This window comes from Candidatus Nitrospira neuquenensis, assembly GCF_979578155.1.
On the sequence record NZ_CEFZDU010000002.1, the window covers coordinates 97513 to 117540 of the forward strand.

At 71.6% G+C, this 20028-nt stretch carries 14 protein-coding genes; 13 read left to right on the top strand and 1 reads right to left on the bottom strand.

What is annotated here, in order from left to right:
• Positions 1-8: 8 nt before the first annotated feature.
• From AC1U7O_RS01055 to AC1U7O_RS01115, 13 genes are all read left to right on the top strand, one after another.
• Positions 9-341 (top strand): HypC/HybG/HupF family hydrogenase formation chaperone, encoded by a 333-nt coding sequence (locus AC1U7O_RS01055; RefSeq protein ID WP_479892695.1) that lies wholly within the window; start codon positions 9-11, stop codon positions 339-341.
• Positions 342-747: 406 nt separating this feature from the next.
• A complete protein-coding gene (hypD, locus tag AC1U7O_RS01060) occupies positions 748-1854 on the top strand; it encodes a hydrogenase formation protein HypD (RefSeq protein ID WP_479892696.1) in 1107 nt (368 codons plus the stop codon).
• A gap of 24 nt (positions 1855-1878) precedes the next feature.
• Entirely contained in the window at positions 1879-2943 is a 1065-nt protein-coding gene (gene hypE, locus AC1U7O_RS01065; protein WP_479892697.1) for a hydrogenase expression/formation protein HypE, read from the top strand.
• Positions 2944-3108: 165 nt separating this feature from the next.
• Positions 3109-4062 (top strand): 1-phosphofructokinase, encoded by a 954-nt coding sequence (pfkB, locus tag AC1U7O_RS01070; protein ID WP_479892698.1) that lies wholly within the window; start codon positions 3109-3111, stop codon positions 4060-4062.
• A gap of 122 nt (positions 4063-4184) precedes the next feature.
• Positions 4185-5045, top strand: a complete 861-nt coding sequence (locus tag AC1U7O_RS01075) for a universal stress protein (RefSeq protein ID WP_479892699.1) — start codon at positions 4185-4187, stop codon at positions 5043-5045.
• A 44-nt stretch (positions 5046-5089) separates the two neighbouring features.
• Positions 5090-5449 (top strand): hypothetical protein, encoded by a 360-nt coding sequence (locus tag AC1U7O_RS01080; RefSeq protein ID WP_479892700.1) that lies wholly within the window; start codon positions 5090-5092, stop codon positions 5447-5449.
• Between the two features lie 408 nt (positions 5450-5857).
• Positions 5858-7144 carry a TolC family protein gene (locus AC1U7O_RS01085; RefSeq protein ID WP_479892701.1) on the top strand — a complete coding sequence of 429 codons (1287 nt, stop codon included), beginning with the start codon at positions 5858-5860 and terminating at the stop codon, positions 7142-7144.
• Complete coding sequence (locus AC1U7O_RS01090) at positions 7141-8346, top strand: efflux RND transporter periplasmic adaptor subunit (protein ID WP_479892702.1); 1206 nt, start codon at positions 7141-7143, stop codon at positions 8344-8346. Before AC1U7O_RS01085 ends, AC1U7O_RS01090 begins: the two co-directional genes overlap by 4 nt.
• 442 nt (positions 8347-8788) lie before the next feature.
• Positions 8789-12238, top strand: coding sequence for a CusA/CzcA family heavy metal efflux RND transporter (locus AC1U7O_RS01095; protein WP_479892703.1), 3450 nt, complete (start codon positions 8789-8791; stop codon positions 12236-12238).
• Positions 12239-12345: 107 nt separating this feature from the next.
• Positions 12346-12825 carry a hypothetical protein gene (locus tag AC1U7O_RS01100; protein WP_479892704.1) on the top strand — a complete coding sequence of 160 codons (480 nt, stop codon included), beginning with the start codon at positions 12346-12348 and terminating at the stop codon, positions 12823-12825.
• Between the two features lie 7 nt (positions 12826-12832).
• Positions 12833-13867: a sodium:calcium antiporter gene (locus AC1U7O_RS01105; protein WP_479892705.1), complete on the top strand. Its 1035-nt coding sequence runs from the start codon at positions 12833-12835 to the stop codon at positions 13865-13867.
• Complete coding sequence (locus AC1U7O_RS01110) at positions 13864-16635, top strand: cation-translocating P-type ATPase (RefSeq protein WP_479892706.1); 2772 nt, start codon at positions 13864-13866, stop codon at positions 16633-16635. The genes AC1U7O_RS01105 and AC1U7O_RS01110 overlap by 4 nt, the downstream gene beginning before the upstream one ends.
• Before the next feature lie 136 nt (positions 16636-16771).
• On the top strand, positions 16772-18673 hold the full coding sequence (locus AC1U7O_RS01115; protein ID WP_479892707.1) for a sigma-54-dependent Fis family transcriptional regulator: 1902 nt from the start codon (positions 16772-16774) through the stop codon (positions 18671-18673).
• A 36-nt stretch (positions 18674-18709) separates the two neighbouring features.
• Here AC1U7O_RS01115 and AC1U7O_RS01120 read toward each other — a convergent pair whose 3' ends face one another.
• The gene (locus AC1U7O_RS01120; RefSeq protein WP_479892708.1) at positions 18710-20026 is read right to left on the bottom strand and encodes a c-type heme family protein; all 1317 of its coding nucleotides are present in this window, start codon (positions 20024-20026) and stop codon (positions 18710-18712) included.
• Positions 20027-20028 lie beyond the last annotated feature (2 nt).

The following is a 20028-nucleotide window of genomic DNA, read 5'->3' on the forward strand; positions in this document are numbered from 1 at the left end:
GGGACGGGATGTGTCTGGCGATTCCGGGACGGGTGGTCGAGATCGGCGCGGATGAGCTGCGCACGGCGACGGTGTCCTTCGGCGGGGCGAGGAAGGCTGTGTCGCTTGCGCTCGTGCCGGAGGCCGCGGTCGGCGACTACGTGATCGTCCACGCGGGTTTCGCGATCGGCCGGCTCGACGAGGCTGCGGCGAAACAGACGTTGGACACGCTGTCCGCCCTCGGCGATAGGCAGTCAGCTCCTACGGCTCGTCATTCCGGCGCAAGGTCGTCACCCCGGACATTTTTCATCCGGGGCCGGGATCCAGGTCCGAATCCTGGACCCCGGCGTGCGCCGGGGTGACGCAGAGGGGGAACCCTTCGCCGGGGTGACGGACTGGTGGCATGTCTCGGATCATTGGCCATCCCTTCCGTCATTCCGGCGGAAGCCGGAATCCAGGGAGTTCGGACTGGACCCCGGCTTTCGCCGGGGTGACGGACTGGGGGTGAACCGGCGCCGGGGTGACGGACTGGACCGGGGTGACGACCCCACCCTCCGTCATTCCGGCGGAGGCCGGAATCCAGGTCCGACTTGCACAGACTCGGAACTGGACCCCGGCGTTCGCCGGGGTGACGGGCGGGGCGACGGGACTGGACCCCGGCGTGCGCCGGGGTGACGCAGAGGGGGAACCCTTCGCCGGGGTGACGGACTGGGCCGGGGTGACGACCCCTTGGCCGGAATGGCAATGTTGAAGGCCGACTGATTTCCCATGAAGTACCTCGACGAATTCCGAGACGGCCGCGCTGCGGCGGCGCTGGCCGACGCGATCAGGAAGAGGGTCACCCGCCCCTGGACCGTGATGGAGGTCTGCGGCGGGCAGACCCACGCGATCGTGCGTTTCGGGTTGGAGGCGCTCCTGCCGCCGTCGCTTGAGCTGGTGCACGGGCCCGGCTGCCCGGTCTGCGTGACGCCGGTCGGGCTGATCGACCAGGCCCTCGGCCTCGCCGCGCAGCCCGGCGTCATCCTCTGCACCTTCGGGGACATGCTCCGCGTGCCCGGCTCCCGCGGCGACCTGGCCGGCGTGAAGGCCGCCGGCGGCGACGTGCGAATCGTCTATTCGCCGCTCGACGCGCTGGCGCTGGCGCGGGCCAATCCCGACCGCGAGGTCGTGGGCTTCGCCGTGGGATTCGAGACGACCGCACCGGCCTGGGCCATGGCGGTCCTCCAGGCGGCCCGCCTCGGCGTCGGGAACTTCAGCCTCCTGGTCGCCCACGTCCTCGTGCCGCCGGCGATCGAGGCGATCCTGACCGCGCCGGGCAACCGCGTCCAGGGCTTCCTGGCCGCCGGCCACGTCTGCACGGTGGTCGGCTACGAGGAGTACGAGCCGCTCGCCGCGCGCTTTCGGGTGCCGATCGTCGTGACCGGCTTCGAGCCGCTGGACATCCTGGAGGGCCTCTGGATGCTCGTGGAGCGGCTCGAGGAGGGGCGGGCCGAGGTGGCGAACCAATACCGGCGCTCGGTGCGGCGGGAGGGGAACCGCGAGGCCCAGGCGGCGGTGGCCGAGGTGTTCGAGCCCGATACCCGTGCCTGGCGGGGGATCGGGGAGATCCCGAGGAGCGGGCTCGCGCTGCGCGGGCCCTACGCGGCCTTCGATGCGGCCAGGCGGTTCGCCGAGGCGCTCGCGCGCGCGGGCGCGCCGGGCGTCGAGGACCCGGACTGCCGGTCCGGGCTGGTGCTCCAGGGGCGGCTCAAGCCGCCGGACTGTCCCGCCTTCGGGACCCGCTGCACGCCGGAGCGGCCGCTCGGCGCGCCGATGGTGTCGTCCGAGGGGGCCTGCGCGGCGTACTATCTGTATCAACGGATGGGTAAAACATGAGGCGTGAAAGGTGAGGGGTAGGAGGTGAGAGACGACGAGCAAGAGGGCGAGTCGTTCGCGCTGCATTGCCCGAGGCCGGCGGGGGACGGCGGCCGGGTGAAGCTCGCCCACGGCGGGGGCGGGCGGCTCATGCAGGAGCTGATCCGCGAGGTCTTTCTCTGCGCCTTCGACAACCCGCACCTGCGGCCGCTGCACGACGGGGCGGCGGTGCCGTTCGCGGGCGGGACGCTGGCCTTCACGACCGACTCCTACGTGGTCCGCCCGCTGTTCTTCCCCGGCGGGGACATCGGGAGCCTGGCCGTGTACGGAACGGTGAACGACCTCGCCATGTGCGGGGCGACGCCGCTCTACCTGAGCGCCGGCTTCATCCTGGAGGAGGGACTCGACCTCGCGACGCTCGACCGCGTGGCGGCCTCCATGGCGCGGGCCGCGCGGGCGGCCGGCGTCCAGATCGTGACGGGCGACACGAAGGTGGTGGATCGTGGGAAGGGCGACGGGCTCTTCGTCAACACGGCGGGCGTCGGCCTGGTGCCGCCGGGGATGACGATCGGCCCCGGGCAAGTCAGGGCCGGGGATCGGATCATCCTGAGCGGCGACGTCGGCGCGCACGGGGTGGCCGTGATGAGCGTCCGCGAGGGCCTGGCCTTCGGGGGCGACCTCGCGAGCGACGCGGCGCCGCTGCACGAGGCCGTCGCCGGGCTCCTGGCCTGTGGCGCGGAGGTCCACTGCCTGCGCGACCTGACGCGCGGCGGGCTGGCGAGCGCGCTGAACGAGATCGCCGCGGCGGCCGGCGTCGGGATGACGATCGAGGAGCGGGCGATTCCCGTGCGCGACGCGGTGCGCGGCGCCTGCGAGGTGCTGGGGCTCGATCCCCTGTACGTGGCCAACGAGGGACGGTTCGTCGCCTTCGTGCAGCCCGATCGGGTCGAGGCGGCGCTCGCGGCCCTGCGGGCGTGCGAGGTCTCGCGTGACGCACGGGAGATTGGGACGGTCGGCGCGGAGGGACCGCTCGTGACGCTGCGGACGGTTCTGGGGACCAGGCGGGTGCTCGATCTCCTCTCAGGCGAGCAGTTGCCGAGGATTTGTTGATGAAGCAAGCTGTCGGCCGTCGTTGCCGTCATTGCGGCGAAGGCCGGAATCCAGGGTTCCGGACTGGGCCCCGGCTTTCGCCGGGGTGACGGACTGGGCCCCGGCTTTCGCCGGGGTGACGGACTGGGGGGGAACCGGCGCCGGGGCGACGGTGCTTGGCTCATCATGATCTACACCATCACGCTCAACCCGGCGCTCGATCAGTACATGGAGGTGGAGCGGCTGCGCCTGGACGACGCCAACCGCCTGCGCTCCGAGTGTCTCTTCGCCGGCGGCAAGGGCATCGACGTCTCGCGCGCGATCCGGCACCTGGGCGGCGACAGCATGGCCCTGGGCTTCATCGGCGGGCACAACGGGCGGATCATCACGGACCTGCTCAAGCGGGAGGGGGTCACCTCCTACTTCACGCCGATCGCGCGGGAAACCCGCCGGAACGTCATCATCAGCGCGACCGGCGAGGGGACGCAGACCATCCTCAACGCGGCCGGGCCGTCGGTGACGGCGGGCGAGTGGCGGGCCTTCCTCGCCCACCTGCGCCTCCTGGACCTGCGCGACGCCTACGTCGTCATGGGCGGGAGCCTGCCGCGCGGCCTGCCCGCGGACACCTACGAGCGGCTCATCCGCCTGGTCCAGGGGCGCGGGGCGCGGGCGGTCCTCGACGCGGACGGGGCCGCGCTCCGGGCGGGGCTGCGGGCCCGGCCCTTCGCGGTCAAGCCGAACGTGAACGAGCTGCGCCGCGCGGTGGGGCGGCCGCTGCGGACGACGGCGGAGGTCCTGGCGGCGGCCGCTTCCCTGCACCGCCGCGGCGTGGCGGTGGTCATCGTGTCGCGCGGCCGGCGGGGGCTCCTCGTCGTCGGGGAGGACGGGAGGGGCGGCCCGACGGTCGTGCTGCGCGCTGTGCCGCCGGCGGTCACGGTCCGGAGCACGGTCGGCGCGGGCGACTCGACCGTGGCCGGCTTCGTCATCAAGCTGGCGGGCGGCAAGACGCTGGAGGAGGCGGTGCGGTACGCGACCGCCGCGGGTACCGCGGCGACGCTGGCGCCGGGCAACCAGCTCTGCCGGCTCGCCGACGTGCAGCGGCTCGCGCCCAGGGTACGAGTGGCGGAGATGGAGTGTTGAGTGCTGAGTCGTGAGCGTGGAGTCGAGGCGGAGCGTCGTCACTCCGGCGAATTCGGCGCTCGACGGAGCACTCAAGACTCGCAACTCACGCCGATGGCTCGCCGATAGACGGAGGGGCGTTGATGAAGATAACGGTCGCGGTGGACGGCTCGAAGTACGGTGGGTGGGCGATGGAATGGGCGGCGCGGCTGCCGCTGGCCGAACGCGCTCTGGTGACGGCGGTGCACGTGCTGGACCTAGCCGCGCTCCGGACGCCGGCGTTGATCCAGCCGGTCATGGCCTCGACCGAGCGCTACATCCAGGCGGAGATTCGGAAGGCCGAGGCGGGCGGCAAGCGGGTGGCGGCGGACGCGCGGGCGCGGCTCGCGGCCCTCGGGCTGGCCGGCCGCGTCGTCCTCGAGCGGGGGCCGGTCGCCGAGTCGCTGCTGCGTCATGCGGGTCCCGGCTCGCTGACCCTGATCGGCCAGCGCGGCCTCGACGCGCTCGACCGGTTCCTGCTCGGGAGCGTCTCCGGACGGGTCGCGCAGCATGCGCGCGGCTCGGTGCTCGTGGTCAAGGAGCCGGCGCGGCCGGTCCGCTCGGTGCTGCTGGCGGTGGACGGCTCCAGGCCCTCGGCCAAGGCCGGCGAGTTCCTGGCGAAGCGCCTGAGGCCGCGACTCGTGCTGCCGAACGACGTGGCCGTGGACGTCGCGGTGACCGTCCTGCACGTCCTGCCCTTCCTGCGCTATCCGGAGCTCAAGGAGGCGGGGCGGGCGCTGGTGGACCGGCAGGCGGAGCGGCTCGCGAAGGCCGGCTACCGCGTCGAGACGCAGCTCAAGCTCGGCCACCCGGCGGACGAGATCCTCGCGGTCGCGGGGCGCAAGAAGCCGGACCTGATCGTCGCCGGCGCGAAGGGGCTCGGCGCGGTCGCGCGCTTCCTGCTCGGTAGCGTGTCCACGAAGCTGGTGCAGCACAGCGCCGGCTCGGTGCTCGTGGTCCGGTAACGTCGGCGATTGCCACGGCCCGGGCGGGGGAGTAGACTAGGGGCATGCTCGTCGCAGTTCGGCAAGGCCGACCGGCGCTGGCGATCCTCCTGATCGCCGTGATCTTCCTCTGCCAGGTCCTGGCCGCCCTCTGCACGATGCTCCCCCCCGTCGCCATGGCCGACAGGCTCATGGGCGATCACGGGCCGATGGCGATGGGCGAGACCGGCGCCTGCCAGGCTTCGCTGCCCGCCTCGCCGAAGGGCGGCGGCAAGGCCGAGGGCGCTTTCTTCGCCGCCGCAAGCCTCGCCGCCACGGTCATGGCCCAGGGGCCGCTCCTCCGTGCCGCCTTCTCCTCTCCTTCGCTGTACCCCGGCGAGAGCGGCCCGCCGCTCTACGCGCGCCTCTCCACCTTCCGCATCTGAGTCGCCGACAGAGTCGGTCGCGGTCAGCGGTCAGCCGATGGCACCCCGCCGTCGTCCCGGCCCCGGATTGGACACGTCCGGGACAGGGGGCCGGTCCCAATCCTGGATTCCGGCGTTCGCCGGAATGACGGAAGGTGGGGTCGTCACCCCGGTCCAGTCCGTCACCCCGGCGGACGCCGGGGTCCAGTCCCGTCACCCCGGCGAAAGCCGGGGCCCAGTCCGGAACCCTGGATTCCGGCTTGCGCCGGAATGACGGGGGGTGGGGGGCCAGTCGGACCTGGATTCCGGCCCCGGATTCACAATGTCCGGGGTGACGACCTTGCGCCGCAATGACGGAGGGGGAATGACGGAGGCCGGAATGAGGGCATCGCTGAGAGCTTTCTCTCTTGATCCGTGAAGAGGTGCGCCATGAGATTCCATCACCGACGTTTCATCGTTCTTCAGGCCGTCGTCGGCCTGGGCCTGCTCCTGCCGGTTCAGCCCGTCCTGGCCGCGGAGGAGCCGAGGCTCCCGCTGTCCGCCCTGGTCGACGAGATGACCGACCGCAACCCCGAGATCAAGGCCGCCCGTGAGCGGTGGGAGGCGGCCAAGGCCGTCGTGCCGCAGGTGCAGACGCTGCCCGATCCCAGGCTCCAGTTCGGCTACCAGCGGATGCCGATGGTCGAGCCGCTAAAGGGGGCCCTGTACGGGATCGGGCAGGAGATCCCCTTCCCCGGCAAGCTCGCGCTCAAGGGCGAGGTGGCGGCGAAGGAGGCGGAGCGGCTGGAGCAGGAATACCAGGCCGTCCGGCTCCGGCTGATCGCCGCGCTCAAGGAGGCCTACTACTCGCTCCACTTCGTCCACAAGAGCATCGAGATCGTCGGGCGGAACAAGGGCCTGCTCGTCCAGTTCGAGAAGACGGCCAAGGCGCGCTACAGCGTCGGGCAGGCGGCGCAGCAGGACGTCTTCCGCGCCCAGGTCGAAATCTCGCGGGTGCTCGACCGGCTGGCGGTGCTGGAGCAGCAGAAGGAGAGCCTCCACGCGGCGATCAACAAGCTGCTGAACCGGCCGCCGATGGACCCGCTGGGCACGCCGGAGGAGATCCAGATTCCGATCCTGACGATCTCCCTGCCCGAGCTGACCAAGCGGGCCGAGGCGTACTCGCCCGTGCTCCTGGCCACGGCCAAGGGCATCGAGCGGAGCGAGCAAGCCGTGTCGCTCGCGCGGCGCCAGTACTATCCCGACTTCGACGTGAACGCGCTGGGCCTGCGCAACGACCTCATCAGCCAGAACGGCTACCAGGTGATGCTGGGGGTCCGGATTCCCCTGTTCTACGAGACCAAGCAGCGTCAGGGCGTGAAGGAGGCGCTGGCCGGGCTCGCGGGCGCGCGGGAGGATCGGGCCGCGGCGCGGCAGGAGACGCTCTTTCAGTTGAAGGACGCCTACGTGCAGACGCAGCGCGCCGAGCGGCTGATCGCGATCCTGCGGGACGCCATCATCCCGCAGTCCACCCTCGCGCTCCGCGCGGCGCAGGCGGGGTACGCGGTCGGCAAGGTGGACTTTCTCACCCTCCTGAACAGCCTGCTCACGCTCCAGGAAAGCGAGCTGGAGCTGCACGGCGAAATGGTCGCGCACGAGCGCGCGGTGGCGCGCCTGGAGGCGCTCACGGGCGGGCCGCTGTCGCCTCGACCGGCGGAGGGGAGGCCCGCGCCATGACCAGACGGCCCCTGGCGGCCGGGCTCCTGCTGCTGCTCGCGGCGGGCGCGGCCGGCGGCTATTGGCTCATGACGCGGGTGCCGGCGTCCTCGCCGTCCGGCTCGATGCCGGGCATGCCGGGCATGGATATGAAGCGTGACGCGGCAGACGTGAAACGTGAAACGGAAGCCCCCGCGCCCGAGGCGGGCCTCATCACGGTCGCGCCGGAGCGGCTGCAGACGATCGGCGTGAAGTACGAGGCGGTCGCGCGCCGGCCGCTGGAGAAGACCATCCGCACGGTCGGCCGGGTGGCGATGGACGAGCGCCGCCTCGCCAAGGTGACGATCAAGTTCCACGGCTGGATCGAGCGGCTCTTCGTGAGCGCGACGGGTGACCATGTCGTCAAGGGCCAGGTCCTCTTCACGATCTACAGCCCGGACTTGGTCGCCACCCAGGAGGAGTACCTGCTGGCGCTGGAGGGCAGCAGGCGGCTCGGCGAGAGCCGGTTCCCGGAGGTCGCGAGCAGCTCCAAGGACTTGCTGGAGGCCGCGCGCCACCGCTTTCATCTCTGGGACATCGACGAGGCGCACATCCGGGATCTCGAGCGCACCGGCGCCGTGGTGCGGACGCTGCCGATCCATTCCCCGATCACGGGCACGGTGGTCAAGAAGGGGATCCTGCAGGGCGAGCACGTCGAGCCGGGCCAGGAGCTGTACACGATCGCGGACCTCTCCCACGTCTGGCTCTTCGCGGACATCTACGAATACGAGCTGCCCGTCGTCAAGGTCGGGCAGGGTGCGACCGTCACCCTGTCGTACGACCCGGCCGCGAAGCTGCACGCGCGCGTCGGGTTCATCTATCCCACGCTCGACCCCAAGACCCGGACGGCCAAGGTGCGGTTCGAGCTGGACAACCCGGGCGAGAAGCTCAAGCCGGACATGTACGCCAACGTGGAGCTGCGCGCGGGCCTCGGCACGAGGCTGGCCGTGCCGCAGGAGGCGGTGATCGAGTCCGGCCGGACGCCGCTCGTCTTCATCCACCACGGGGGTGGGCGCCTGGAGCCCCGCCCGATCGCGATCGGGGTCAAGGCCGAGCGCTACTACGAGGTCGTCGCGGGTCTCAAGGAGGGCGAGCATGTCGTCACCAGCGCCAATTTCCTCATCGACAGCGAGAGTCGTCTGAAGGCGGCCGTGGACAGCATGGGCGGGATGGGGATGAAGTGAGCGGGACAGCGGCTGGACCGGGTGTTCTCGCGATCCGTCATTCCGGCGCAAGGTCGTCACCCCGGACATTGTGAATCCGGGGCCGGAATCCAGGGTTCCGACTGGCCCCCCGCCCTCCGTCATTCCGGCGCAAGCCGGAATCCAGGGAGTTCGGACTGGGCCCCGGCTTTCGCCGGGGTGACGGGACTGGGCCCCGGCTTTCGCCGGGGTGACGCAGAGGGGGAACCCTTCGCCGGGGTGACGGACTGGACCGGGGGGACGCGCCCGCCCTCCGTCATTCCGGCGCAAGCCGGAATCCAGGGAGTTCGGACTGGGCCCCGGCTTTCGCCGGGGTGACGGGACTGGGCCCCGGCTTTCGCCGGGGTGACGGAGAGGGTGACGGAGAGGAGGGACGGAGAGGGGGGACGGAGAGGGGGGACAGGAGGGGGAGGTCGGCTGAGCCATGATCAACGCCATCATCGAGTACAGCGCGAGGAACCGCTTCCTCGTCGTCCTGCTGGTGTTCACCCTCGCCGCGGCGGGGCTCTGGGCGCTCGAGCGGACGCCCGTGGACGCGCTGCCCGACATCTCCGACACGCAGGTGATCGTCTACACGACCTGGCCGGGCCGCTCCCCGGACCTGGTCGAGGACCAGATCACCTACCCGATCGTCACGGCCCTGCTCTCCGCGCCGAAGGTCACCGTCGTCCGCGGCCTCTCCGACTTCGGCTACTCCTACATCTACGTCCTGTTCAAGGACGGGACGGACATCTACTGGGCGCGCACGCGCGTGCTGGAGCGGCTCAACCAGCTCGCCGGCCGGCTGCCGGAGGGCGTGACACCGCAGCTCGGCCCCGACGCCACGGGTGTGGGCTGGGTCTTCCAGTATGCGCTCGTGGACGAGACGGGCCGGTACGACCTCGCCGCGCTCCGCAGCTTCCAGGATTGGTACCTCCGGTACTGGCTCCGGAGCGTCGAGGGCGTGGCCGAAGTCGCGAGCGTCGGGGGCTTTGTCCGCCAGTACCAGGTGAACCTCGACCCGACGAAGGTGCAGGCCTACCGCCTCTCGATCGCCGGCGTCGTCGAGAAGGTCCGGCAGAGCAACGACGACGTGGGCGGCCGCGTCGTGGAGTTCTCCGGCGTCGAGTACATGGTGCGGGGGCGGGGCTACATCAAGAAGGTCGAGGACATCGAGAAGATCGCGGTGGGCGTGAACGAGAACGGCACGCCGATCCTCCTGCGCGACGTGGCGACCGTCCGCCTGGGACCCGACATGCGCCGCGGCCTCGTGGAGCTGGACGGGGAGGGGGAGGTCGCGGGCGGCATCGTCGTGATGCGCTTCGGCGAGAACGCCCTCAAGGTGATCGAGCGGGTCAAGGCCAAGCTCAAGGAGATCGAGCCCTCCCTGCCCAAGGGCGTCAAGGTGGTGACGACCTACGACCGCAGCGACCTGATCCGGGAATCCCTCGCGACGGCAAGCGAGAGCCTCCTCGAGGAGCTGCTCGTCACCGGGGTGCTGATCGTGGCCTTTCTGCTGCACGTCCGCTCGGCCCTGCTGCCCATCCTCACGCTGCCCCTGGCGATCCTGATCTCGTTCATCGTGATCTATTACCTCGACATCGGCCTCCACATCATGTCGCTCGGCGGCATCATCGTCGCCATCGGCGACATGGTGGACGCCGCCATCGTCATGGTGGACAACGCGCACAAGCGTCTGGAGGACTGGGAGCGCGAGGGGCGGCCGGGCGACCGGACGGAGGCGCTGATCGCCTCGGCCAAGGAGGTCGGGCCGGCCATGTTCAGCTCGCTGCTGGTCATCGCCGTGTCCTTCCTGCCCGTCTTCGTCCTGGAGGCGCAGGAGGGCCGGATGTTCAAGCCGCTCGCCTTCACCAACTTCCTCGGCATCGCCGCCTGCGCGGTGCTGGCGATCACGCTGGTGCCCGCCGCGCTGCCCGCAGTCATGCGGGGCCGCATCCTGCCCGAGCGGCGGCATCCCGTCAGCCGGCTCCTGGCGGCGCTGTATTCGCCCGTCCTACGGCTGGCGCTCCGCTGGCGGTGGGGCGTCGCGCTCCTGGCGGCCGCGCTGATGGCCAGCGCCGTGCCCGCGTACCAGCGTCTGGGCGCGGAGTTCATGCCGCCGCTCTACGAGGGCACGATCCTCTACATGCCGACGACGCTGCCGGGCCTCTCGGTCACCGAGGCCTCACGGCTCTTGCAGATGATGGACCGGAAGCTGCGGTCGTTTCCCGAGGTGGAGCGGGTCTTCGGGAAGGCGGGGCGGGCGGAAACCTCCACCGACCCGGCGCCCTTCAGCATGATGGAGGTGATCGTCACGCTCAAGCCGAAGGCGCAGTGGCGGCCGGGTCTGACCCACGAGGGCCTCGTGGACGAGATGGACCGGGCGCTCCGGTTTCCCGGCGTGACCAACGCCTGGACCATGCCGATCCGCAACCGCATCGACATGCTGACGACGGGCATCCGGACCCCGGTCGGGATCAAGGTCTTCGGGCCCGACCTCGCGCGGATCGAGGAGATCGGCAAGCACATCGAAAGGGCGGCCCGGTCGGTCCCCGGCACCCGCAGCGTGTACGCGGAGCGGGTCACGGGCGGCTACTTCCTCGACTTCGAGATCAACCGCGACGAGATCGCCCGCTACGGCCTGACCGTGATGGACGTCGGGCGGGTGATCGAGTCCGCCATCGGGGGCGAGAACATCACGACGGCCATCGAGGGCCGGGAGCGGTACCCGGTCAACGTCCGCTACCTGCGCGAGCTGCGCGACGATCCGGAGAAGCTCCAGCGCGTGCTCGTGGACACGCCCGCGGGCGCGCAGGTGCCGCTCGCGCAGCTCGCCGCCCTGCGGCTGCTGAACGGCCCGCCGATGATCCGGGATGAGAACGGGATGCTGGCGGGGTACGTCTTCGTGGACATGGCGGGGCGGGACGTGGGCGGCTACGTGGACGAGCTCAAGCGGGTCGTGCGCGAGCGGGTGCACCTCCCCCCCGGCTACACCATCGCCTGGTCCGGTCAGTACGAGTACATGGAGCGCGCCTGGGAGCGGCTCCGGCTCGTGGTCCCGCTCACGCTCGTGCTCATCTTCGTCCTGTTCTACCTCACGTTCGGGTCCGTGGCCGAGACGCTGATGGTCATGCTGGGCGTGCCGCTGGCGCTGGTGGGGGCCGTCTGGTACCTGGCCGAGCTGGAGTACCACATGAGCATCGCGGTCTGGGTCGGAATCATCACGGTCGTCGGCACGGCCGCCGAGACCAGCGCGGTCATGCTGGCCTACCTGGACGAGGCCTGCGCGCGCCGCAAGGCGGCGGGCGGGCTCACGACGCTGGAGGACCTGCTGGCGACCGTGCACGCGGGCGCGGTGGAGCGCATCCGGCCGATGGCCATGATCGGGCTGGTGGACGTGATCGGGCTCCTCCCGGTGATGTGGGCCACCGGCACGGGCGCCGACGTGATGAAGCGCGTGGCCGCCCCGCAGGTCGGCGGCGTGCTCACGGCCATGCTCTTGACCCTGATCGTCATCCCGCCGGTGTACGTGATCTGGCGCCGGCGCCGGCAGCAGCGGGAGGCGGCATCCGGGGCGGAGTCGGTGCGAAGCTCGCTGCGCGCGATGGGCCGGACGTTCAAGGACGAGCTGTCGGTCTATCGCCTGCTGCTGCGCGACCCCAGGACTCCCATCGTGGCGAAGGCGCTCCTGGGGCTGGCGGTCGGGTACGCGCTCCTGCCGTTCGATCTCATTCCCGATTTCCTCCCCGTCCTCGGGCACCTGGACGACCTCCTCATCGTTCCGGGGCTCGCGCTCTTGGCCCTCGCGCTCGTCCCGGAAGCCGTCGTCCGAGACTGTCGCCGCCGATGCCGGGCCGACGGACCTCCGGCGCAGGTGGCGGCGCGTTCGGAATGACGACGGCGGGCGCCGACGGATGAAGCGGGCGGCCGCGATGACGAACCCCTGAAAGCCGGCCCAAGTGGCACGGCGTGCACTCACTCTACGCGGAGGCTACGGTGAGGATGGCGCGCTGGCTCGGTATGGCGCAACTCCGCGTGACATTCGTCCTGTGGGGAGCGGTGGCCCTTCTGACGGCGCTGGCGGTGGTGGCAGCCGCACGGGTGTGGGTGATCGAACCGGTGTGGGGACGGTCGTGGCTGACCGATGGGGCGTCGCTCGTCCTGCTGGTGGGATTGCTGCTGGGGCCGCTGTGGGTGTTTCTCGGGCGGCGGGTCCTTCGGCCTCTGGAGCGTGTCTTGGAGGCGGATCGATGGGCGGTTCAAGGCGGCGCGGAGGGACAGCCGATCGGCGCGGTGCTTCCGGTGACGGGCCTTGAGGAGTATCTGCACGCGACGCCGGCGACCCGGGCAGGCCTGTCTGCCGACCCGGCAGGCGGCGAGACAGGCAGGCGGATTCGCGGCGGCCCGGCGGCCTGCGAATCCGGACCGGACCCATCGTCCGGCTGCGGTTTCGCTTCCATCCCGACCGTTCCTCCTGGATAATGCCGCCATGCCCTGGCTGATCTTCGTCCTGAGCGCCTTCGCCATCGTCCTGGCCGGCACGAAGCTGTCGGCGTACGGCGACGAGATCGCGGAGCACACCGGGCTCGGCGGGCTGTGGATCGGCGTCGTCCTGATGGCCGCGGCCACCTCCCTGCCGGAGGTGCTCACGACGATGAGCGCCGGCTGGCTCGAGGCGCCGGACCTCGCCGCCGGCGACCTCTTCGGCGCGGGCATGACCAACATGCTGACGCTGGGGATCCTCGACCTGGTCCACCGGAAGAAGCGCGTCTGGCGGCAGGCGGCCTTCGGCCACACGCTGGTCGCCGCCCTCGCCATGGCCCTGGTCGGCCTCGCCGCCCTGTTCGTCCTGCTGAAGCTCGATCTGGCGTTCTGGGGCGTGGGGCTCGACAGCGCGCTCCTGTTCCTCGTCTATGCGCTCGGGATGCGGGTCGTGTTCCGGCAGGAGGACGTGGAGCGCCGGCGCCGCGAGCAGGAGCGGGTCGTCGAGGCATCGGAGGAGGCGGACGCGCGGGCCGAGGGCCGGAGGGGCGAGCGGCGCCGGGCCGAGTTGCGACGGGCCTCGGCCGGCTTCGCCGCCTGCGCCCTGGTCCTGCTGGCCGCCTCGCCCTTGCTCGCCGCCTCCGCCAGAGAGATCGCGGAGCTGACCGGCATCGGCACGACGTTCGTCGGCACGACGCTGGTGGCCGTGACCACGTCGCTCCCGGAGCTGGTGACCTCGCTGGCCGCCGTCCGCCTGGGCGCCTTCGACTTGGCCGTGGGCAACCTCTTCGGCAGCAACGCCTTCAACATGGGCGCGTTCTTCTTCGCGGACCTGGCCTACCGCCCGGGCCCGCTGCTCGGCTCCGTGAGCGGCACGCACGCGGTCACGGCCCTCTTCGGGATGCTCCTGATGAGCGTGGGGCTGATGGGGATCATCTATCGGGCGGAGCAACGCTACCGCTTCATCGAGCCGGACAGCCTGCTGATGATCGCGGGCTACGGCGTGGCGGTGTGGGTGCTGTTCAGGCTGGCCGGCGCATGACGCAGGCGACCGACAGGGCGCAGTGGCACGCCCTCGCGCCGGAGGCGCTGGCCGGCGAGCTGGGCGCGAGCCTGGAGGCGGGCCTCTCCGAGGCCGAGGCCGCGCGGCGGCTCGCCGCGCTGGGACCCAACGAATTGCCGGAGGCGCCGCCGGCCTCCCCCCTCCTGTTGTGGCTCGCCCAGTTTCGGAGCCTCATCGTCTGGGTGCTGATCGGGGCCGCCGCCCTGTCCGGCCTGCTCGGCGACTGGGTGGACGTCGGGGCCATCCTCGCCATCGTCCTGCTGAACGCGCTGCTGGGGTTCGTCCAGGAATACAAGGCGGAACGGTCGCTGGCGGCGCTCAAGACGCTGTCGGTCGCGACGGCCCGAGTGTGCCGCGACGGGACCTGGCGCACGATCCCGGCCCGCGAGCTGGTGCCGGGCGACCTGATCCAGGTGGAGGCGGGCGACCAGGTGCCGGCGGACGCGCGGCTGGTCTATGCCACGGCGCTCCGCACGCAGGAGGCGGCCCTGACCGGCGAGTCCACGCCGGTGGACAAGCAGGCCGCGGCGCTGCCGCCGGGCGACCTGCCGATCGGCGACCGCGTGAACCTGCTCTACTTCGGGACGGTCGCGACGGCGGGCCGCGGGCGGGCGCTGGTGACGGCGACCGGCCTCCGGACGGAGCTGGGCCGCATCGCGACCCTGATGCAGCGGGCCAAGCCGGAGACCACGCCGCTGCAGCGGCGGCTGGAGCAGCTCGGCCACGTCCTGCTGCTCCTCTCGCTGGGCATCGTGGCGGTGGTGTTCCTGCTGGGGCTCCTGCGCGGCGAGCCGCTCGTCTCGATGTTTCTCACGGCCGTGAGCCTGGCCGTCGCGGCGATCCCGGAGGGGCTGCCCGCGATCGTGACGATCACGCTCGCGCTGGGCGTCCACCGCATGGTCCGGCGGCACGCCCTGGTCCGGCGCCTCCCGGCCGTCGAGACGCTGGGCTCGACGACGGTGATCTGCACGGACAAGACCGGCACGCTGACGAAGAACGAGATGACCGTGACGCGGCTGTTCTGCGGGGACCGGCTCTACGAGGTGACGGGGGAGGGCTACGGGCCGGAGGGGGCGATTCGTGCCGCCTTTGACGTGAGGGGCGAGGCGGATGCTCCCGCGCGACACCCCGTATCCCTCGCCCCCGGCGCCTCACGCGCGGAGCTTGCGCTGCGCGAGCTGCTCACGGCGGCGGTGCTCTGCAACGGGGCGCACCTGCGGCGGGACGGTGGGACCTGGCTGGTCCTGGGCGACCCGACCGAGGGCGCCCTGCTCGTGGCCGCGGCCAAGGCCGGCCTGTGGAAGGACGCCCTGGAGGCGGAGCAGCCCTTCCTGGACGAGGTCCCCTTCGACCCCGAGCGCAAGATGATGACGGTGGTGCGGCGCGCCGGCGACTGCGTCCTGGCCTACGTCAAGGGCGCGCCGGACCTGCTGCTGGCGCGCTGCACGCACCGGCTCGCGGACGACGGGCGGGTCGAGCCGCTGGACGCGGAGGGGCGCGCGCGGGCGCTCGCGGCGAACGCGGCGCTCGCGCGGGAGGGGCTGCGCGTGCTCGGGCTCGCGTCGCGCGTCCTCGACCGGGCGCCGGCGGTGGCGCGGGCGGAGGAGCTGGAGCGGGACCTCCTGTTCCTCGGCCTGGCCGCGATGAAGGACCCCCTGCGGCCGGAGGCCCTGGCCGCCGTCCGGGCCTGCCGGGAGGCCGGCATCCGCACCGTGATGATCACGGGGGACCACAAGGAGACGGCGGCGGCGATCGCGCGGGAGCTGGGGCTGCTGGAGGAGGGGCGGGGCGCGCTGTCCGGCCCGGAGCTGGACAGGCTCGACGCCGCGGCGCTGGCCGAGCGGGTGGAGCGGACGGCCGTCTACGCGCGCGTCTCCGCCGAGCACAAGCTGCGGATCGTCCGCGCCTGGAAGGCGCGAGGGGCCGTCGTGGCCATGACGGGCGACGGGGTGAACGACGCGCCGGCGGTCCGGGAGGCCGACATCGGGATCGCGATGGGGCTCACCGGCACGGACGTGACGAAGGAGGCCTCGGCCATGGTCGTCACGGACGACAACTTCGCCTCCATCGCCGCGGCCGTGGAGACGGGGCGGGGGCTCTACGACAACATCCTCAAGGCCGTGCACTATCTCCTGTCGTGCAACATCAGCGAGGTGCTGCTGATGCTGTTGGCGGCGCTGCTCGGCCTGCCGCTCCCGCTGCTGCCGGTGCAGATCCTCTGGATCAACCTCGTGACCGACGGGTTTCCGGCCCTCGCGCTGGCCGCGGACCCACCGGCCTCGGACCTGATGCGCCGGCCGCCGCGCAAGCCCGGCGCGCGGATTCTGAGCCGCGCGCGCATCCTCGTCATGTTCGGCCAGGGCCTGTTCCTGGCCGCCCTGGCGCTCGCCGCCTTCGCCTCCTGCCTGTACGGCCTGGAGCAGGACCTCGCCCAGGCCCGGTCCATGGCCTTCACCGTGCTGGTGCTGGCCCAGCTCGTCCACGCCTTCAACTGCCGGAGCGGCCGCCGCTCGCTCTTCGCGATCGGGGTCGGGACGAACCCCGCCCTCCTGTGGGCGGTGAGCGGCTCCCTGCTGCTGCAGGTGCTGATCCTGACGGTGCCCTGGACGCGGGAGGTGTTCCGGGTCTCCGCCATGCACCCGGAACACTGGGCGCTCGCCGTCGGCCTGGGCCTCCTGCCCCTGCCCGCCGTCGAGGTCTGGAAGGCGGTGCGCCGCCGCCGCGCCGCGCGCGGGCCGGCGGCCTGAACCCGCGGCAATTCCACGGGTTACCCCGGACGTACAGCCCAACCCCTACGCCGGGTCCCGAGGCCATTGTGTTGCCCGGTCGGTCTTGGTAGAATCCCGCCCCTCGAAAGCGGCGGCACTCGGCCCGGAGCTCTCCGTGAGCGCGACTCCGCAGCCCTACAGCGGACCCGAGCGGCGGCAGGATCAGCGGCTCCGCCGCTCCTTCCTGGTTCAGTACCGGCTCAAGCACGGGAAAACCGGCCAGGCCCTCGGTGCCGGCAGCGCCTGGGCCTACGACCTCTGTCCCCACGGCATGCGCCTCCATACCCTCGGGCCGCTGCCCTGCCCGCCGGCCGAGCTGCGCGCCGGCCCCGTCCTCGTCGAGTGTCAGGTCACCGCCCACGACGGGCGCGAGTGCTGGCTGCGCGGCCGGAGCATCTGGGCCGCCTCGCCGACGCCCGCGCGGGGCAACGAGGCGCAGGACACCTTCTATCTCGGGATCGAGCTCGACCGCGAGGCGGACGCCGGCCGGACGGTGGACGGGCTGCTGCACGTCCATCCCGTCCCCTCGAAGCCCTCGCTCGACCAGCTCGCCTCGCTGCTGGAGCTCAGCCACCTGCTCACCTCCGCCGTGGACCTCGACCATCTGCTCCGGCTCATCCTGATCACGGCGAACCGGCTGATGTGCACGAACACCTCCAGCCTCCTGCTCGTGGACCAGGTGACGGGGGACCTGGTGTTCAAGGTGCCGCTGGGGCCCGCCAGCGAGCAGCTCAAGGAGATCCGCCTGAAGCCGGGGCAGGGGATCGCGGGCTGGGTGGTCAAGGAGCGGCGCCCGCTGCTCGTCAACGACGTGGCCAAGGACCCGCGCTTCGACGGGCGCGTGGACAGCGTCACGGGGTTCCAGACCAGCTCGATCCTCGCCGTGCCGCTCCAGGACCGGGGCCGGATCCTGGGCGTGATCGAGGTGCTGAACACGACCAAGGCGCAGCGCTTCGAGCAGTCGGACCTCGACCTGCTCTCGGCCTTCGCGGCCCACGCCTCGGTGGCCCTGCGGAACGCGCAGCTCGTCACGAGCATCAAGGAGGAGAACCGCTACCTGCAGGGCGTGCTGGAGGAGCGCTATCGGACCCTGGTCGGGGAGAGCGCATCCATGAAGGAGGCGGTGGCGCTGGCCCGCCGCGTGGCGCAGGCCCAGACGACGGTGCTGCTGCTCGGCGAGAGCGGGGTGGGCAAGGAGATCCTCGCGCGCTCGATCCACGCCTGGAGCCCGCGCGCGGGCAAGCCCTTCGTCGCCGTCAACTGCGTGGCGCTCTCCGACCACCTGCTGGAGAGCGAGCTGTTCGGCCACGAGAAGGGGGCCTTCACGGGGGCGCACCAGCAGAAGAAGGGGCTGCTGGAGGTCGCGCACGGCGGGACGCTGTTCCTGGACGAGATCGGCGACATGAAGCCGGAGCTGCAGGCCAAGCTGCTCCGGGTGCTCCAGGACCACGGGTTCGAGCGGGTCGGCGGCACGCACCCGATCAAGGTGGACATCCGCGTGATCGCCGCCACGAACCAGGACCTGGCCGCCGCCGTCCGCTCGGGGAAGTTCCGCAAGGACCTCTTCTACCGGCTCAACGTCGTGACGATCCCGCTGCCGCCGCTGCGGGAGCGGCGCCAGGACATCCTGCCGCTGGCGCGGTGCTTCATCGGGCGGTTCTGCCGGGACATCGGGCGGCCGCCGATGACGCTCGCCCCCGAGGCGGCGACGCTGCTGGAGCGGCACGACTGGCCCGGCAACGTCCGGGAGCTGGAGAACGCCATCGAGCGGGCGGTGGTGCTGTCGGCCGACGAGGTGATCGAGCCGGTGGACATCGCGCTGGGCGTCGCGGCCGTCGAGGCGCCGGCGGCCGAGTCCCTGATGGACCTGCCCTTCCACGAGTCCATCCAGGCCCACAAGCGCGCGCTGATCCAACACGCGATCCTGAAGGCGGGCAGCAAGAGCAAGGCCGCGCTCGCGCTCAAGCTCCAGCCGAACTACCTCTCCCGCTTGTGCCGCCAGCTCGGGATTCCCTGACCGGCCGGGCGGGCCGCCGGCGGAGGAGCCTCCGCGTCACCGGCCCCGGCGGGCCGGCTCCTGCCCGATGAACAGGTGCCCCAGCACGTGGTCGTCGTCCCGCAGGGTGGCGACGTGGAAGGAGAGCCGGGCCACGCCGCCCGTGGAGCGGACGACCTCCAGCGGGATGGCGGGGGGCAGCTCCTCGCCGCGGGCGAGGGCCTCGAAGACCTCGGCGGCGAGGCCGGCGGAGTTGGGGGAGAGGAGGTCCCGCAGGGCCAGGCCGACCATCTCCATCGAGGTCCGCGCCGCCTGGTCCTCGGCCTTGGCGTTGACCGCCTGGATCACCCCCAGCGGGTTCACGTAGAACAGGGCGTCCGGGATCAGGTCCAGCACGTTGCGAAATCGCCGCTCGCTCTCCTCGAGGGCCTTGGTGTTGTCCCAGAGCCGCTGCTCGAGCCGCGCGTGGGCCCGCTGCATGTCGTCCTGCTGCTTCTTGATCTCCGCCTGCTGCGCGGCCATCGTCTCCTCGATGCGCCTGAAAGCCTCCTCGAAGCGGTCCATCTCGTTGCCGGCGACGCCCGAGAACTCGAGGTGGGAGGGCACGTCGCGCATCTTGAGGCGCATTTCCATCCGGTCGAGGAGAGCGTGCAGCGGCCCGGTCACGGTCCGCCGCGTGGCCCAGTCCACGATGCCGATGAACAGGACGAGGAAGGCGAACCCCCCGCCGACCGTCATGAGCAACTGGCGCCGCGCCTCCAGGATGTACTCGTCCACCGGGAAGGTGATCTCCAGTCCCCCCATCACGTCGTTGAGCTTGAAGTCGCGCCGCGGGCTCCTCGGGTGGGCGTTGTGGCAGTCCACGCAGGACTGGGCGATGGCGCGGTCGGCGGTCATGAAGCGCAGGACGGTCTGCTCCCGCAGGCGCTCGATGCGCTCGAAGCGGCCGTTGGGGTAGGTGGACAGGTAGGCGAAGGCGTCCCGCTCGAACTGGTCCACGACGCCCTTGTCGGTGTTGATCGGCCAGGGGCTGATGAGGCTGGCCCGGAAGCCGTTCCGATGCGTCGCCGTGTATTCCGACACCTCGCGCAGGTAGGTGGCGGGCAGCGGGAAGCGGCCGTGCGCCTGCTGGTACGTCTCGTCGAGGACGCCCCCCAGCTCGGCCAGGCGCGGGACGATCACCGAGGCGTAGTACTGCCGGTCGGCCATGATCTGGAGCGCGACCGACTCGGCCCGCTTGGTGAGCATCTTCTCGATCTGGGCGGCGCTGACGAGGTGGAGACCGTACGCGGCCGCGGCCGTCATGAGGACGACGAGCGGGGCGATGGTCAGGAGCAGCTTCGACCTGATGCGCCAGTGATGGATGCGCGACATGA